We start from the raw sequence: 16,621 nt of genomic DNA, 5'->3' as shown, positions 1-16,621 counted from the left end.
ATGTAAGAAAAACTATGAATGAAGAACAAGACAAAGCAGCGGTGAAAGATCTTCTGCCACAACAGGAACTTAGTCAGTGGGTTGAAGATCTTAACCGGGTTCATGACGAAGAGCAGGAAAGGGTATTCTCAGAAGCCTCGGAAGTGCTGGAAACGTCTGAGCTGGGTTTATTGCTGGAATCTTTGCCTATTGATGAGCGTCTGGCTCTCTGGCAGACCGTTGCGCCGGAAGAGCGGGTAGAAGTCCTGGTTGCCATGCGAGCCGATGCGCGGGGTGTGCTGATCGACAATCTCAGCATGCCGGATCTGCGGGCTATGCTGCACGGGCTGGATGCTGAAGATCTGATCGAACTGTCGCAGAGTCTGTCAGATAAGCTGGTGGATTTTGCGCTGGCGAAGATGAGCCAGGATCAGAAGTCCTGGTATGAACAGAGCCAGCAGTATGACGAAGAACAGATTGGCCGCTATGTGGATCACAGCCTGGTGATGTTAACGCCGAATACCCGTGTTTTCGAAGCCTTGCGTGCGGTGCGACGTGCCGATCATCCTATGCTGGATCGCGTCTATGTTGTTGACAAAAAAGGGTTGTATAAAGGCGAGGTGTCATTACCTGTCCTGCTGGCGGCCGATGGCCAGGCCAGAGTGGACAGCCTGGAAGATGATATTGCCTCTCCCCTGAAAGCGGAAATGGACGTTTATGATGCTTCAGAACGTCTTGAACACTCGGACCAGGCGGCGATGGCGGTGGTAGATGAATCCGGCCGCTTTGTCGGGCGCGCTACGCTCCGGCTGGCGATGGAGATTACCCGGGAAACCTATGAAGCCAGACTGATGGCACGGGCGGGTCTGAATGAAGACACCGACCTGTTTGCCCCTGTCTGGCTCAGTGCAAAACGTCGTGCTTTGTGGCTGGGCATTAACCTGCTTACTGCATTTCTGGCGTCCTGGACTATCGGGTTGTTCGAAGCCACGCTCAGCCAGGTGGTGGCACTGGCGGTCCTGATGCCTGTGGTGGCGTCAATGGGGGGCATTGCCGGCAGCCAGACCTTAACCCTGATTATCCGCGGTCTGGCGATGGGGCAAATCACCTTTGGTAACGTTTGGTCGCTGGCCAAGAAAGAGTTGCTGGTCGCCTGCCTGAACGGCGTGCTTTGGGCGGTCGTTATCGCCATTGTGGCGGCTGTCTGGTTCAGCAGTGTGGGGATTGGTGGAGTGATAGCCGCTGCTATCACCATTAATATTGTGGTTGCAGCAATTGCCGGTGTTGTTATTCCGGTGATCCTGGATAAATACGAGATTGATCCTGCCCTGTCCGGGTCTGTCATACTCACTACAGTCACAGATGTGGTGGGCTTTTTTACCTTTCTCGGTCTTGGCAGCCTGTTTTTGCTGGGCTGAACCACGAATATTCCCTCCCCTTGGCAAGGGGAGGGTCAGGGTGGGGTTCGTGAAGCGGGCACGGGTTTGATGATTGTGCCTTGTAACCCCCGCCTAACCTCCCCCTTGAAAAGGGGGAGGGATAGTCAAAAGCAAAATAAACAGAACCGGAGTGGTCAATGGACTGGAAATTCAACGCTGAAGATTTGGGCCAGATTGTGATCGGCGCCTTTGCCCTGGGCGTCCCCATTTCCTTTTCTGAAGAAGCCTGGCAACTGAGTGAATCTCTTCCACTGCTGAATTTGTCTGTCCTTGTTGTGCTCACCTTGGTTTTTATGGGGCTATACGCTTACCAGTCCATGTTTGGTCAGAATATCCGTAAACGCGTGCCTGTTTTTCTGGCCAGGGTACTTGGGGCCTATCTGATCACTTATCTGGTGGTTTGCCTGATCCTGTTTTCGCTTAACCAGTTCCCGCTCATCGATAATTGGGTCGTTGCTGTTAAACGTGCATTGATCATTGCCATGCCCGCTTCTATGGGAGCGATTATTGTGGACAGTTTCGATAAAGAATAAAGGCACTCTCTCAACATACATTCAGCCGGCCAAATCTGATTATGGCAATTATTTGCTAATGTAATTGAACGATGTTTTTTACCTGAATGTATCCTGAATTAGTATCAGATTTAACAAGCTGCTGGTTTAAATCGAGAAGGGTATGATTACAATTAAACCCTGTTTTATTTACGGGTATTGAACAATGAAAAAAATGGTTTTTGTAGCGGTCTCTCTGGTGACTTTATTAACGGGGTGTGCGGGCCAGATGGCAGCAACCAATGCAACCATGAAATTCAATATGGATGTGGTGGATAACCGTTATGCACGTGGCGGTCTGACCATTGCGATGGCGCCGGTTTATGCTGTGACCACAGTGGCAGATTACATGGTGCTAAACCCTATCGAGTTCTGGACCGGCGAAAATGCGGTAACTCAGAAACAGTCTATCTATGACGTTAAAGGTGAAGATTACATCAAGATTAATGATCAGCTTGATGACGATCTTAAAACGGCGCCCATCAAGCCTCTGAACTGAATGATTCGTACTCCTTAACCTGCCGCTCTGCGCTAACGGCTATGGCCCGGCAGGTACTTTCTGCGTAAAACATGCGATATCATGGGCTTCCTGAAACAGAATTCGGAAGCCCGGTATGCCCCATCAGCACAGCACGTTTTCATCACCTAAAGTGGCGGTTCTCGCTGTCACCTACAAAGACGATCAACTCATTCTGGTTCAACGCAAAAATGAACCGCAGAAAGATGGCTGGGGCTTTCCCGGCGGCTCCGTCTGGCCGGGTGAAACCCTGCGTGATGCGGCTGTGCGGGAATTGAAAGAAGAAACCAGTGTGTTAGCGGTAGCAGAACAACTATTGGAAGTGGTTGAAGTCAATGAATTCGATGGTGACAACTGTCACCATCACTTTATTCTGGTGCCTGTACTTTGCCGCTATGTGGCAGGAGAGCTGCAGCCGGGTGATGACGCCAGTGACTGTTGCTGGATGTCAGTGGCCGACATTGTCAGCAACCAGTCGGATCTCATCGAAAAAGTGGCCGATGTGGCGCTGAAGGCTCAGCAGACGTTGTCAGAATAGTACCCAGCCAGCGTGATGGTGATGCGGCGAACTCACTTGTATTCTGTGCCTTTGAGAGTCAGTGCAGTTAGTGCATAACAATGTCTGGCCTCTGAAAGCAGTCGCTTATAAAATCGCATCAGCTTTGGATATTCAGACGGACATCAGATGATGCAAACCTTGTTCAGAACCTTTCTGCTTTGCTGCTTTTTTGTGCCGCTCATTGCAACAGCGGCCCCCAATATACTGCTGGGCAATCCGGCAGACCCAGCAACCACAGCAGCAGGGCAAGCGGTGAATGCGGCCTATGATTACAAAGATTCCCTGGACCGCGATACTCCCAGAGGCGCGCTGAAAGGTTTTCTGGAAGCGATTTACGAGCAGGACTACACGAAAGCGGCGAAATACCTGGACTTGCGTTACATGCCTAAAGGAATGAGCGCCAGAAATGGAGAAGACTACGCCAGAAAACTGCATGCCATCATTGAGCGGAATCTGTGGATCAATCTTCAGGACATTGATGATACCCCGGCAGGGGATCTGGATGATCTGTTGCCTGACTATCGGGAGTCGTTCGGCAATATTAATGTTAAAAACACGGAAGTGTCACTCCTGTTGCAGCAAGTTCCAAGCAAAAAGCTGGGCAAAATCTGGAAGATTTCCAATGCCACAGTCGCACTGGTCCCGAGTCTGTATGAAGAACTGGGCTACAGCCCGTTGACAGAATGGTTCATCCAGAATGTGCCGGACGGCTATCTGTTCAAACTCAGCCTCTGGGAAATGACGTTTCTTTTTACCTGTTTGTTAGCCTCATTTGCGATCGTGACGCCAGTCTGTCTGATTACAGCCTGGTTGGTCCGGAAAACAGACATCAAGATGAAAGACGATTTGGCAGGTTTAATCGCCAAGCCTTTGCTGTTTTTTACCGCACTGGGTCTGGATCATCTGTTGCTGTCGAATGCGACACTGACGGCCAATGCCAGAGCCTTGCTCAATAATGGTTATCTTCTGTTGGGTGCCAGCCTGTGGCTTGGCTGGTCTGCGATTGGGCTTTTTCAGTACATTCTTCGTGAGCGTTTAATTAACAACGGCAATAAACAAGGGGCGGCCATGGTTCGTCCCTTCCTGACATTTATCCGTATCATTTTGCTGATCTTTGCTGTGTTGTCCTGGATGGAATACCAGGGTTTCAATGCGACAGCCTTGCTGGCCGGAATGGGCGTGGGTGGTGTTGCCCTGGCTTTGGCTTCCAAACAAACACTGGAAAACTTCATTGGTACCATGATGCTCTATTCTGCGGCACCGGTAAAAGTGGGTAATCTGTGCAATTTCGGTGGGATCCGGGGCACGGTAGAAGAAATTGGCCTGCGTTGTACCCGCATCAGAACCATAGACAGAACCGTTATCCATGTGCCGAATGCCAAGCTATCGGAAATGGAAATTGAAAATATTTCGATGCGGGAGAAGATCCGGTTTAAATCGGATATTCGTCTGGATTACAGCACATCGACCACGCAGTTAAAGCAGATTATTGATGAAATAAAACTGCTGCTGGAAAATCATGAAAAAGTCGATAAAAAGCCCCTGCGTGTGACGTTTCGAGGTTTTGGTGCGCACGGATTAGAAATCAATGTATTTGCGTATATTGGCACCAAAAGCCTGCCGGTTTATCAGGTGGCCGCCCAGGAAATCCATTTAGGCATTATGGAAATCGTCGAAAAGCAGGGCTCCAGAATCGTACCAGCTACTTTTGATGCCCAGCTTCTGTCGTAATGATATACCGACTTCCGGGCTGTGGCCCGTATCGGCACCTCAGAAGGTTCGGACACGGATGTTCAGATGAAAAGCAAAGGAGAGATAAATGTTTGCAGTGATTTTCAAGGCGACAACAGGTGAGCAAGACAGCCAGTATACCGAGATGGTCAAAGTGATGCGGGATCTGGCATTTGAAAAATATGGGTGCCTGGACTTTATCGCTGTGACAGAAGGGGATCAGGAAATTGCGATTTCCTACTGGAACGCCGAAGAGGATATCCAAAACTGGCACAAAGACAGCCAGCATTCACTGGCCCAGCAATTTGGCCGTGAAAAGTGGTACGCCTCCTACACTGTGCAGGTTGTGGAAGTGAAGCGGCAGTACAGTTTTAATAAGTAATTCTATCAGGTTGAATTCATCTGTGCTGTTAACGATTTCTTGCAGCACAGTTTGATACATCTAACCAGGGAAAATCATCTCCCTGCGCCCTCCTGCGCAGGTAAACTTTTTTCTTTGCCCGCGGTGTCGATGAGTTGGCTTTGCGCTTCACTACAAGCTGGTTTGGTGCCTTAAAATGGCAAAATAAGGGTGTTTTAAATTATTGTTTTTTAATGGTTTGTTTTTCTTACTCTCAAACATTCTAAATGCTAGACTCTGAATCAAATTAGTGGAGGCGATGATGTATAAAGAGAATGAAATATTTAATCAGGTTAGTTTTTCCCGCCAGGATTTATCAGAAGCTGTATTCAAGCGCTGTCAGTTTTACCGTTGTGACTTTAGCCGAGCAAATTTAAGGGATGCAGTTTTTGAAAACTGTAAGTTTATTGAGCCGGGGGCTATCGAAGGCTGTCATTTTGACTATTGCGATTTGCGTGATGCGAGTTTTAAAAACTGTCAGTTAGCTTTAGCAAACTTTAAAGGTGCAAATTGCTTTGGTATTGAATTGCGGGATAGTGATCTGAAAGGTGCCAATTTTATTCAGGCGAGTTTTGTGAATCAAATCAGCCATCAGATGTATTTTTGCTCTGCTTTTATTACCGGCTGTAATTTAAGCTATGCCAATTTTGAAAGTCAGTGCCTTGAGAAATGCGATCTATTTGAAAATAAATGGTATGGGACGAACTTACGGGGGGCATCTTTGAAAGGGTCGGACTTATGCAGAAGTGTTTTCTCTGAAGACTGCTGGGTACAATTTTCTTTCCAGGGTGCAGATCTTAGCTATTCAGAACTTGATGGTCTCGATCCCCGAACAGTCGATTTAACGGGTGTGAAAATCTGCGATTGGCAGCAAGAGCAATTGCTGGAGCCTCTCGGTATTGTCGTTCTGCCGGGTTGATGCGTTTTTAAAGCTGTGAAACGACGCCGTTAGCCAAGGCTAGCGGCGTACGTGAAGAATCCACGGAGACGGAAAGATTAACTTATTAATTCACATTGAAAAGCCATCAAACCAGCAGTGCTGATACTTCAGGGATAAGATTTATTCAGCAGTGCTCGAACTAAAATGGACAGACTTAATATCAACCCATTGATTGTTGCCGGTGTAATCGTTTTGATTATCCTGTAAAGAAAGGATAGGTTGCTGAGTAAAGACACCAGGCTCAGGGACATAGTCACTGCTCGCGTCAGTCAGACCATCGGTGTATTGGCATCAATCAATCTCAGTTGCTGCATGAGTTGATCTAATTGTGGCAACGAACCGGACAGGCTTCTATTCGTGCGTAAGATGATTTTCTGCTCGGTTAATTGATCGTTCACTAAATGTTGGTGCGTTTTCACACCACCGAGTTTACTGACATAATTTGTATTGGATGAACCAATAATGACCCCGCTCATTTCGCGGAATGTGATCATGGTATTGCTGCTGTTTAACTGAACTAAATAATCAGCGCTATAAGCCCATGAACTGATGATATCTGTAAAACTACCAGATGCATTCCCTGCGATAATTCGAATATCTCCATCATCAAAAAGGCCATTTTGATTGACATCAAAAGTCATTTCTATATTTGATTGATGAACCGGCTCTTCTTACAAGATTAATATCAAGTCTGAATAGATGTCGCGAGAAGGAGTGGTTTCAAGCCTGGTTGTTTTGTCGTCTGAAGTGACTGGTTTGAACAAAACGGCGGGTTCAACCGCCGTACAATATGACAACTTTTTTAATCCAGAATGATATGAGGAATAAACATCGAGGTATCTTTGGTGATGTAACCTGTATCTTCCCGGATCGTCAGTCCGGCGGGTTCGTCATTGATTAACCAGCTGCCGATGAGCATATGGTTGTTACCAAAACGGGGTAAATGGGTATATTGCTGGACTATATAGCCTTCGTCGCCGTACGGCCCCGGCTCATGCTGCAGTATTTCACCGGCACGATGAACGCTGATGTTGGCACCTTCGCGACTGAAAATCGGTTTTTTCACAAAATCCGTCAGGCTTGCGGCTTTGGGATCATCAGAAAAGTAGGCGGGCAACAGGTTCGGGTGGTGAGGAAACATTTCCCACATCAGCGGCAGAATGGCCTTGTTTGAACTGATGCTTTTCCACATAGGTTCCAGCCAGTTGACATTGGCGGTGTGCAGATACGCGGCATACTCTTCCCGGAACATGAACTCCCACGGATAGAGCTTGAACATCCAGCGAATGGGGTTGTCGTCCAGATCGGTAAACTCACCGTCCTGATTGATACCTATGTCTTCAACGTACACAAACGCGATTTTCAGTCCGGCTTCTCTGGCGCAGTCTTCAAGATACTGCACTGTATCTCTGTCTTCCACGCTGTCACGGCAGCAGGCAAAATGCAGTGTTTGGCCCGGCTGATAGCTGCCTAATGCCGCCATGCGCTGAATCATCAGCTCCTGAATCAAATTGTACTGATCGGCGCGCCTTGGCAGTTTGCCGGCATTGACCTGATCTTCAAGCCACAACCATTGCCAAAAGCTGGCTTCGTAAAGTGACGTTGGTGTGTCGCTGTTAAATTCGAGCAGTTTTGCCGGATGACGACCATCGTAGGCAAAATCCAGTCGCCCATACAAACTGGGTGCTTTTTGTTTCCACGAGCTGGCAATCAGATCCCACATGTTTTCCGGGATCTGAAACTTTTTCAGTAAGGCTTCATCGCGGATGACTTTATCGACGGCTTCCAGGCTCATTTGATGGAGCTCGGCGGTAGGTGCTTCCAGTTCACTTTCAATCTGCTGCAAACTGAACTGAAAGTAGCGGTCTTCGACCCAATACGGTTCGCCTTCCAGGGTATGAAAACGAAATCCAAATTCATCTGCCAGCATTTTCCAGTTGGGGCGGGGGGTAATAGGAACCTGAATCATAGTGCTGCTCGAATGGTCAATCAGGCCGACATTATCATGGGGGACGGATGAGAAAGTAAAGATTCCCTGTGTATGAAAAGGCCGACTTGGATCATGATCGCATAACATTGATGGGAATATACGTTTCGTATACACTTCGCTTATTCAATGTATATCATTCAGGGCACCCTATGGGGATTGTAAAAATATCGGATGAACTTCATGAGGAAATCCGCAAAGCCAGCAGCACGATGTCGCGTTCCATTAATGCTCAGGCCGAGTTTTGGATAAAGATGGGTCTGCTGGCCGAAATGAACCCGACACTGACGTATAACGAACTGATTCGCAAACTGTTACTCAGTGACGCGGGATCAGTACAGGAATTAATGAGTGAACAAAATTAATATTAAAACCGCGCAAGAAATTGAATTGATGCGGGAATCTGGCCGTTTGTTAGCCTCGGTATTTTCGATGCTGGATAACTTCGTGGCTGCCGGTGTATCGACCATGGCGATTAACGATAAGGTCGACGCTTTTATTACCGACGTATTGTCTGCCCGGCCAGCCAGTAAAGGCCAGTATGATTATCCGTATGTCCTGAATGCGTCGATCAATGAAGTTATCTGTCACGGTATGCCGGATGAAAACCGTGTGCTGAAAGATGGCGATATTATCAATCTCGACATCACACTGGAGAAAAATGGCTTCATTGCCGATTCCAGTAAAATGTATTGCATAGGTAAAGTTCAGCTACGTGCGTCCCGGCTGGTAAAAGCAACCTACGAAGCCATGTGGCAGGGTATCGCGCAGGTGAAGCCAGGGGCGACACTGGGTGATATCGGTTATGCGATTCAAAAACATGCGGAAAGTCATGGCTATTCTGTGGTCCGGGAATATTGCGGTCATGGCATAGGCCGGGAAATGCATGAAGAACCCCAGGTGCTACACCATGGGCTGAAAGGACGCGGGTTGCGACTGCAGCCGGGCATGACATTCACCATTGAACCCATGATCAATGAAGGCACATACAAAACCAAAACCAAGAAAGACGGCTGGACCGTGGTGACGAAAGATAAAAAACTGTCGGCGCAATGGGAGCATACAATACTGGTGACAGAAACCGGTTATGAAGTACTGACGCTGAGAGAAGAAGAAAAGCACTGACGGGTATTGCCAACGCAATAGAGACCCCATTACGTCTGACTGGCTGTTTGATGGCATTGGAATCCTTGCCAGATAGCCGACTCTTCATGGTTACATCAATATCGGAATAACTAGCATGGTAGCAATCACCACGGAACGTCTGACGATCAGGCCGCTAACGGCGGCAGATGTCGATTTCATTTTTGAACTGTATAACACCCCGGGCTTTAAACGTTTTGTCGGCGATAAACAGCTCCATACTCGTGAGGATGCGTTGAATTATCTCGAAGCATCGCTTATCAGTATGTACCAGACAAAAGGGCTGGGACTCCAGCGCGTTGCATTGAAAAGCGATGATACACCTATTGGCATCTGCGGCCTGATCAAGCGTGATTCTCTGGAAGACATTGATTTAGGGTACGGCTATTTACCCGGTTTTGAGGGAAAGGGATATGCTTTTGAAGCCGCCCGGAGCACACTGTGCTTTGCTCGCGATGAGCTCTCTTTGACCCGCTTGGTTGCTATAACCGATTCAGAGAACCGCAGATGCATTGATTTGCTGACCAGGTTGGGTTTCCATTACGAGACGAACCATGAAACCTTGCCTGACGGCGGGTTGCTTGTGCTGTATGGCATTGAGCTGTGAATAAATAAAGGAGTACACAGTGTCTGAATCAATGACAGAGAAAGAAAAGATGCTCGCGGGTTTGGCATACAGTGGCAGAGATGCTGAGCTGGTCAATGACCGTAAAGAAGCCAAAGTCATGTGTCACCGTTTTAATCTGGCCGATCCGCGCGATTCGCAAGCCAGAATGGCGATTCTGGCAGAAAGGGTACAATTTTCCGGCGATGCCCATATGGAACCGTCTTTTTACTGCGACTATGGTTATAACATTGTGCTGGGCGCTAATTTTTATTCGAACCATAACCTGACCATACTGGATGTCTGCAAAGTGACTATCGGTGAGAATGCGTTTATTGGCCCTAACGTCATGATTTCCGCAGCCTCTCACCCTATCGATCCCGTTGAGCGGCTGCATGGGGAAGACGGTGCGCCAGTGTGGATAGGTGACAATGTCTGGCTGGGAGGCAATGTGGCCGTTTTGCCTGGCGTGCGTATTGGGCATAACTGTGTGATTGGCGCTGGCAGTGTTGTCACCAGAGATATTCCGGATAACAGCGTTGCAGTGGGTAACCCATGCCGTGTTGTCAGAGAGATCACACCGTCTGAGCCATCAGCTGTGATGGCCGGCGGCTAATCAGGGAGAAATATTGTGCCGCAAGCGATTCTGACTCATCTGATGTTTGAAGGGGATGCCGAAGAGGCGATGAATTTCTATATCAGCCTGTTTGCCGGATCTGAAATTCGTCACATTGAGCGTTACCCGGATGGCGAGTCGAAAGGCATGGTCAGGCAGGCCCGTTTTGTGCTTGCAGGCCGGGAATTCATCGCTATCGATTCGTTCATTTCGCACCATTTTACGTTTACGCCTGCGATGTCTGTCTTTGTTGACTGTGAATCGGCAACCGAGTTTGAGCGGGTTTACGCCTCGCTCACCGAAGGCGGTAATGCCCTGATGCCTGCCGATAATTACGGTTTCAGCCAGCGTTTCGGCTGGGTGACGGATCGTTTTGGGGTGTCCTGGCAGATTAACCTGCCTTGAGCCGGATGGAACCGGAAAATGGAAAAAGCCGCTGAATGTCAGCGGCTTTGCAGAATGAAACACAGAGTAGCCTGCGATTAAGGCGTGGCAATCTTAAACCAGAACGGGAATTCGTCCATCATGCCCATCAGCTGACCAAAGGCCTGAACATTGCCTTGGGTTGTGACCTTACCGTCTTGCAATAGTTGCTGGAAGCTTTGCTGTTTAATCAGCATGTTGTCCATATCGCTGCGGTTAATGGTGATGGTGACATCGGCGTTATCGCTTTGCTGGCCTTTGATGTTGTTCAGGTGGCTGTTTTCCAGCTCCAGCAGATAGCGTTCCTCACGATCCGGGAACACAAAGTTAAGTGTGAGTTTTTTCCCTTCCGCTTTTTCTGCGTTCAGGCGCACACCCAGATAGTCGAAAATCAGATCTGTACTCATTGCGCTGACAAAGTCGGGGCCAACACGGGTGGCCCGCGCATTGGTTGGCATACCATTACGTAATTCGTAAGCACCGACCAGATAGGTGTTTCGCCAGCCAGCTGATTCAGACTGGTAGCCCAGTTGCTCAAAAATATCAGCCTGAAGCAGGCGAGCCTGCTGGTTGTCAGGATCGGCATAAATAACCTTGTTCAGAACTTCTGCCGCCCAGCGGTATTCACCTTTATCAAAGCTGGCTTTTGCCCGTTGGATGATGGCATCGGCACCGCCCATCGCCTCGACATATTTGGGTGCAGAGTCAGCCGGACTGAGCGGGTTCAGGCTTGCCGGGTTCATGTCGAAGAAACCCAGATATTTGTTGATAACGGCCCGGACATTGTGTGAATACGAGCCGTGGTAGCCACGGTTGTACCATTCGTTGGCGAGAGAGTCCGGTACTTCAAATTCGTTATGGATCTCGTTGATGGTGACGCCTTTGTTGGCCAGGTTCAGGGCATGGTCATGAATGTAACCGTACATGTCACGTTGCTTTTTGAGTACGTGCATCAGGTAGCCATTGCCCCACCGCGGCCAGCTATGTGAAGCAAACATCACGTCTGCCTCTTTGGCCACACCATGGATCAGGCTGTTAATGTACTTACTCCAGCCTTGAGCATCCCGCACCTCGGCGCCACGCAGGGTATAGACATTGTGCATGGTGCCAATGACGTTTTCGGCTGTCCATAATGCTTTAAACTGCGGAAAATACGTGTTCATTTCCGATGGCGATTCAGTGTTCGGGGTGTTCATGAATACCATCTTAATGCCGTCTATGGTGACGGTTTCTGTGTCTTCAGTCACTTCCCGGGTTGGCTTGATCAGACCAATCACGCCCAGGGATGCCCCCTTACCAATGGCAGCATCAACGACACCTTTCGGGCCGATAGGCAGTGCGTTGGCATATTGGTAAGTTGCGCGGCGTGTCATGGCATTACCGGCCAGCACATTTTCTTTAATCGCGTGCTCCATGAAATGACGGGGGGCAATGATCTCGACTTCACCGCTGTCGACTTGCTCTTGAGAGACCACACCTTTCACCCCACCAAAATGATCAATGTGCGCATGGCTATAAACCACGGCATGAATTGGGTAGTTGCCGAGCTCTTTTGTTACCAGTTCGAATGCCGCTTTGGCTGTCGGTGGCGTCAGCAGCGGATCGAACACAATCCAGCCGGTATCGCCTTTAATGAAAGTAATGTTGGAAATATCGTAACCACGCACCTGATAAATACGATCCGTGACTTGATACAAGCCGTAGGCCATGTTCAGTTTGGCCTGACGCTCCAGGCTGGGGTTAATCGTGTCGATTGATTTATCACCCATCAGAAAATCATAGTTGCCCAATTCCCAGACAGCGGTGCCGTTCTCATCCTTGATGGTGACTGCCTCCGGGCGCTTTATCAGGCCTTTCTCAACCAGTTCAAAATCTTTGGTATCGGAAAAGGGCAGTCTGTCTCTCTGCTGCTTTTGATAAGCTTTTGTAAAGGGAGTGGCATCTTTCGCTTCTGTGTTGAGATCGGCGGCAAAAACGGATTGAGAAAAGACAGCCACAATCATACTGGCGACTAAAGTTCTATGGCGCATAGATCGTCCTTGTTAAATGTCGTAGAGGTAAGGCGTTCAGGGCGCGATTGTTTCTACCCTGACAGGCCATGCAGGCTCATTCAGTCAATTAGCTTATAGGACGACTGTCTTATCGAGTTCTCAGTTCACGCCATTTTATGTTGCGCGGGTGCTGGTTGTTAATAAAATGTGTCATTGATGTGGGGGGTGTCAAATGTCAGCTTCAGTGTGCGACTTTGTTCTTCGCTGGCTTTTGGCAATACCTGGGTTTGTCGGTGAAAGTGTGCGTCTGCCAGAAAAGCTGACTGAGTGGTCAGTCCACAATAGCAGCATTTTATGGCTAAATGACATGGCTTGTGACAGGACGCTTTCGATGTGAACAGTGAGGCGATATACGCATATGAATGCTTATTACTCAACCCTGAGTGGCTGGTTGATCCCTTTTAGCCGCATGATGGCTGCGAACCAGATAAACGAGCAACAGGCATTGTCGGCTTGCGGGATTTCACCCAGTGAAGTGTTGCATCAGGAAAGCCGCATTGGCATAGAAAAAATCACCAAGCTATTGCAGTACTGCAATCAGCGGTTACCACGCCAGGATGTCAGCGTGCAGGTGGCCCGCAATTTTCATCCCAGTGTGTTCTACGCGCTTGGCTACGCCATGATGTCATCCAGTACACTGAAAGACGCGCTGGAACGTATCGCCCGCTATAAAAGAGTGGTGTCCAATACCTGTTCGATTGAGTTGATTGAGTCTGCAGAGCAGGTCGTATTCCGAATGAATATCGTCTGCCACGCGGGTAGCCATACCCCGGTTATACCGGACATAGTTGCTGAAACCTTTTTAGCAACCATGGTGCAATTTGCCAGGGATATGGTTCCCGGCGATTTGCACCCGGTCAGAGTGTGTCTGATGGCGGCCGATCAGGGGCAGACTTTTCTGAGTGAATTCATGGGCTGTGAGATCCTCTACGGCCAGGCAATGAATGCGGTGGTTTTTGACAGTGAGCAGGCTTCACGGCGGCTCATTACCGGTAATTCCTTGCTGGCACAAACCCATGAAAAAATGCTGGACGAATTTCTGACGCGGATGGATAAAAATGATCTGATTCAGATTATTCGCAATAAGCTTTGCCAGTTATTACCTATGGGCGTTCCCACTCAAACCGAGATCGCGGAATCTATGGGGATCAGCCTGCGTAGTCTGCAACGAAAGTTACAGGATAAAGGGACATCGTTTACCGATATTCTGGAAAGTACCCGCAAAAAGCTGGCGCTGGAGTATATTGAGCAACCGCATCTGTCATTGGGTGAGATTGGTTATCTGGTGGGGTATTCCAGCGTGGGGAACTTTAACCGGGCCTTTAAGCGCTGGACGGAAGAAACGCCGGGCCGCTACCGCAATCAACTCTCTGAGCAAATCCGGTAGCGTATTCATCGCCTCGCTGCAGGAACAACCGGCTGAGTTTCGCAGCCGGTTTTTAAATGCGGATGTGTTGCGCATTAAGCAGTGATGCTGTCTGTTTGATGTTGCTGCTGGTGGCTGGCTGGTCTGTTGAGTATAAGCTCAGCGGCTTTTTCTGCAATCGCGATAGTCGGCGCATTGGTATTGCCGCTGATCAGGGTTGGCATCACAGAAGCGTCCACCACGCGCAAGCCTTTCACGCCATACACTTTGAGTTCGGTATCTACTATGGCCATCGCGTCATGACCCATTTTGCAGGTACCAACCGGGTGATAGACCAAACCTATGTGCTGTTTGATCTTGTCAAAGATTGCCTCATCGGTGTCTGCTTCAATGCCCGGATTCAGTTCTTCAGCCCGGTAGCCATCGAAAGCCGGCGCCGCCAGAATTTTACGTAACTGCCGAATGCCGTCGACCAGCACTTTTTTATCTTCCTCATGGGCGAAAAAGTTAAAATCAATGTCTGGTGCCATAGCAGGGTCTGCCGAACGGAGTTTTACCGTCCCGCTGCTTTTCGGGCGCAGTACACAGACGTGGCAGGAATAGCCATGCTGAGCCATTAGTTTCAAATCGCGGCCGCTGTCGTCAAACAGCAACGGCAACATATGCAGCTGGATATCAGGGCGATCCAAATCCTCCCGGGATTTGATAAATCCGCCCGCTTCAGTGATGGAATTGGACAGCTTGCCTTCCTTTTTCAGCACATATTTCAGTGTATCGGGAGTCATACGCAACAGGCCGCCGAGTGAAGCGGTGAAGCCGTCTTTTTTCTTACTTTTAACCAGTACGCAGGCATCGACATGCTCTTGCAGGTTTTCGCCGACGCCCGGTAAGTGGTGCTGGCAGTCAATGCCATGCGCTGCGAGGTGATCCTGGTTGCCGATACCCGACAGCATCAGCAGCTGTGGTGAATTGATGGCACCGCCACTGAGGATAACTTCCTGATCAGCATGGAAAGTGAGATCCTGCCCTTTATAGGCGAAGCTGACACCAATGGCCTTTTTATCTTCAATAACGACTTTTTTTACTGTCGCTTCCGTCAGTACGGTCAGGTTTTTCCGTTCCATGGCCGGGTGCAGATAACCACGGGCAGCACCGCAGCGCTGGCCATTTTTAATCGTGCATTGGTAATAACCCACGCCTTCCTGAGCAGCGCCGTTGAAATCTGGATTGAATTTGAATCCGGCCTGCTGGCTGGCCTGAATAAAAGCTTCTGTGAGCGGATACTGGGCCTGACGGTCACTGACATGCAGTGGGCCACTGTCACCATGAAAGGCATCGGCTCCGCGCTCATTGCATTCGGATTTCTTGAAGTAAGGCAGCAGATCATCAAAGCCCCAGCCGGAATTGCCCAGTGCAGACCAATGGTCGTAATCCTCTTTTTGACCACGGACATAGAGCATACCGTTCACGGAAGAACTGCCGCCCAGCACTTTGCCTCGCGGTACGAAAACCGGTTGTCCGTTACGCAGTGCAGGATTGGACGTTGCGTTGTAGGCCCAGTTATATTTCCTGGAAAACATGAAATACGCGAAGGCACCAGGGGTACTGACAACGGGCGTTTTGTCCGATGGACCGGCTTCCAGCACCAGCACTGAGTATTTTCCATTGGCTGTTAAGCGGTTTGCCAGTACGCAGCCAGCAGAACCGGCACCGACAACAATATAATCATAACGAGATTTCATAGTGCCTCCTTGCAAGCAACTGCTGATATTTTATCAAACTGTTAACATTTTGCTTTTTGCTGAGGACGCCAAATCATTATCATCTGGTCGTTTTTATAAATTATGTCAAATTAATGAAAATTTATTACTTAAAAATCATTACTTTATAAGCAATCGCTTGCCTCTGGTACAGGATCACATTTCATAACATTTCCTGGCAATCAAAAGTGCAACATAGTGCATTAGCGATTAGGATCTTACTATCTGGTAAGCGGATTACCCTGTGGATAAGGATGTCACTGTGCTGAAAGCTGTCTCTGGGCTGATTGCTCTTTCGATGTGGATAATGCTCGCTGTTACCCCTGCGATGTTTGGTTTGTTACTCGCCGGGCCGGTTTGTTTGGTGATGGGGGAAGTCAATGGGGCAGTGGTGATGAGTTTCACTGCCATTGGCTTGATTGTCGGTGCGGTATGGGCGGAGAGAATCCGTTCTGGTGAAGGCCTGTCAGTATTTTGGAGTAAGCTGGTGGCTAGCCCTGAGTTGGATAGGTATTAATGGGTTCGTCTATGACGGGGTTATCAGCCGGAATGGAT

18 protein-coding genes are annotated in these 16,621 nt (G+C 48.9%); 14 read left to right on the top strand and 4 right to left on the bottom strand.

Annotation, left to right across the window (positions count from 1 at the left end; translation table 11 throughout):
- The first annotated feature begins 14 nt into the window (after window positions 1–14).
- From IFO68_RS18105 to IFO68_RS18075, 7 genes are all read left to right on the top strand, one after another.
- Window positions 15–1,397: a magnesium transporter gene (locus IFO68_RS18105; protein ID WP_192017222.1), complete on the top strand. Its 1,383-nt coding sequence runs from the start codon at window positions 15–17 to the stop codon at window positions 1,395–1,397.
- 158 nt (window positions 1,398–1,555) lie between these two features.
- On the top strand, window positions 1,556–1,951 hold the full coding sequence (locus IFO68_RS18100) for a DUF2391 family protein (RefSeq protein WP_192017221.1): 396 nt from the start codon (window positions 1,556–1,558) through the stop codon (window positions 1,949–1,951).
- 184 nt (window positions 1,952–2,135) lie between these two features.
- Window positions 2,136–2,468 carry a DUF3332 family protein gene (locus IFO68_RS18095; protein WP_192017220.1) on the top strand — a complete coding sequence of 111 codons (333 nt, stop codon included), beginning with the start codon at window positions 2,136–2,138 and terminating at the stop codon, window positions 2,466–2,468.
- A 115-nt stretch (window positions 2,469–2,583) separates the two neighbouring features.
- Window positions 2,584–3,024 (top strand): NUDIX hydrolase, encoded by a 441-nt coding sequence (locus IFO68_RS18090; RefSeq protein ID WP_192017219.1) that lies wholly within the window; start codon window positions 2,584–2,586, stop codon window positions 3,022–3,024.
- A gap of 147 nt (window positions 3,025–3,171) precedes the next feature.
- The gene (locus IFO68_RS18085) at window positions 3,172–4,776 is read left to right on the top strand and encodes a mechanosensitive ion channel family protein (protein WP_192017218.1); all 1,605 of its coding nucleotides are present in this window, start codon (window positions 3,172–3,174) and stop codon (window positions 4,774–4,776) included.
- A gap of 88 nt (window positions 4,777–4,864) precedes the next feature.
- Entirely contained in the window at window positions 4,865–5,158 is a 294-nt protein-coding gene (locus tag IFO68_RS18080) for an antibiotic biosynthesis monooxygenase family protein (RefSeq protein WP_192017217.1), read from the top strand.
- Window positions 5,159–5,438: 280 nt separating this feature from the next.
- Window positions 5,439–6,095: a Qnr family pentapeptide repeat protein gene (locus IFO68_RS18075; RefSeq protein WP_192017216.1), complete on the top strand. Its 657-nt coding sequence runs from the start codon at window positions 5,439–5,441 to the stop codon at window positions 6,093–6,095.
- 290 nt (window positions 6,096–6,385) lie between these two features.
- Here IFO68_RS18075 and IFO68_RS18070 read toward each other — a convergent pair whose 3' ends face one another.
- Window positions 6,386–6,757 (bottom strand): hypothetical protein, encoded by a 372-nt coding sequence (locus tag IFO68_RS18070; RefSeq protein ID WP_192017215.1) that lies wholly within the window; start codon window positions 6,755–6,757, stop codon window positions 6,386–6,388.
- A gap of 161 nt (window positions 6,758–6,918) precedes the next feature.
- The gene (locus IFO68_RS18065; RefSeq protein ID WP_192017214.1) at window positions 6,919–8,085 is read right to left on the bottom strand and encodes a glutathionylspermidine synthase family protein; all 1,167 of its coding nucleotides are present in this window, start codon (window positions 8,083–8,085) and stop codon (window positions 6,919–6,921) included.
- A gap of 170 nt (window positions 8,086–8,255) precedes the next feature.
- Here IFO68_RS18065 and IFO68_RS18060 point away from each other — a divergent pair, with 170 nt between their 5' ends.
- From IFO68_RS18060 to IFO68_RS18040, 5 genes are all read left to right on the top strand, one after another.
- Entirely contained in the window at window positions 8,256–8,468 is a 213-nt protein-coding gene (locus tag IFO68_RS18060) for a ParD-like family protein (protein WP_027251232.1), read from the top strand.
- Between the two features lie 28 nt (window positions 8,469–8,496).
- On the top strand, window positions 8,497–9,228 hold the full coding sequence (map, locus tag IFO68_RS18055; RefSeq protein ID WP_237028891.1) for a type I methionyl aminopeptidase: 732 nt from the start codon (window positions 8,497–8,499) through the stop codon (window positions 9,226–9,228).
- Window positions 9,229–9,343: 115 nt separating this feature from the next.
- Entirely contained in the window at window positions 9,344–9,853 is a 510-nt protein-coding gene (locus tag IFO68_RS18050) for a GNAT family N-acetyltransferase (protein ID WP_192017212.1), read from the top strand.
- Window positions 9,854–9,884: 31 nt separating this feature from the next.
- Window positions 9,885–10,466 carry a sugar O-acetyltransferase gene (locus tag IFO68_RS18045; protein WP_192017283.1) on the top strand — a complete coding sequence of 194 codons (582 nt, stop codon included), beginning with the start codon at window positions 9,885–9,887 and terminating at the stop codon, window positions 10,464–10,466.
- Window positions 10,467–10,481: 15 nt separating this feature from the next.
- Window positions 10,482–10,871 (top strand): VOC family protein, encoded by a 390-nt coding sequence (locus IFO68_RS18040; protein ID WP_303456838.1) that lies wholly within the window; start codon window positions 10,482–10,484, stop codon window positions 10,869–10,871.
- Between the two features lie 77 nt (window positions 10,872–10,948).
- Here IFO68_RS18040 and IFO68_RS18035 read toward each other — a convergent pair whose 3' ends face one another.
- Window positions 10,949–12,919: an alkyl/aryl-sulfatase gene (locus IFO68_RS18035; RefSeq protein ID WP_192017211.1), complete on the bottom strand. Its 1,971-nt coding sequence runs from the start codon at window positions 12,917–12,919 to the stop codon at window positions 10,949–10,951.
- A gap of 379 nt (window positions 12,920–13,298) precedes the next feature.
- On the opposite strand from IFO68_RS18035, the gene IFO68_RS18030 reads away from it, so the two are divergent.
- On the top strand, window positions 13,299–14,327 hold the full coding sequence (locus tag IFO68_RS18030) for an AraC family transcriptional regulator (RefSeq protein WP_192017210.1): 1,029 nt from the start codon (window positions 13,299–13,301) through the stop codon (window positions 14,325–14,327).
- Window positions 14,328–14,401: 74 nt separating this feature from the next.
- Here IFO68_RS18030 and IFO68_RS18025 read toward each other — a convergent pair whose 3' ends face one another.
- The gene (locus IFO68_RS18025; RefSeq protein WP_192017209.1) at window positions 14,402–16,048 is read right to left on the bottom strand and encodes a GMC family oxidoreductase; all 1,647 of its coding nucleotides are present in this window, start codon (window positions 16,046–16,048) and stop codon (window positions 14,402–14,404) included.
- Between the two features lie 262 nt (window positions 16,049–16,310).
- Here IFO68_RS18025 and IFO68_RS18020 point away from each other — a divergent pair, with 262 nt between their 5' ends.
- The gene (locus IFO68_RS18020; protein ID WP_192017208.1) at window positions 16,311–16,583 is read left to right on the top strand and encodes a hypothetical protein; all 273 of its coding nucleotides are present in this window, start codon (window positions 16,311–16,313) and stop codon (window positions 16,581–16,583) included.
- Window positions 16,584–16,621: the final 38 nt, after the last annotated feature.

The sequence above is a fragment of the Photobacterium arenosum genome, from assembly GCF_014841115.1.
Classification (GTDB): domain Bacteria; phylum Pseudomonadota; class Gammaproteobacteria; order Enterobacterales; family Vibrionaceae; genus Photobacterium; species Photobacterium arenosum.
This window is presented reverse-complemented; position numbering and strand designations above follow the sequence as displayed.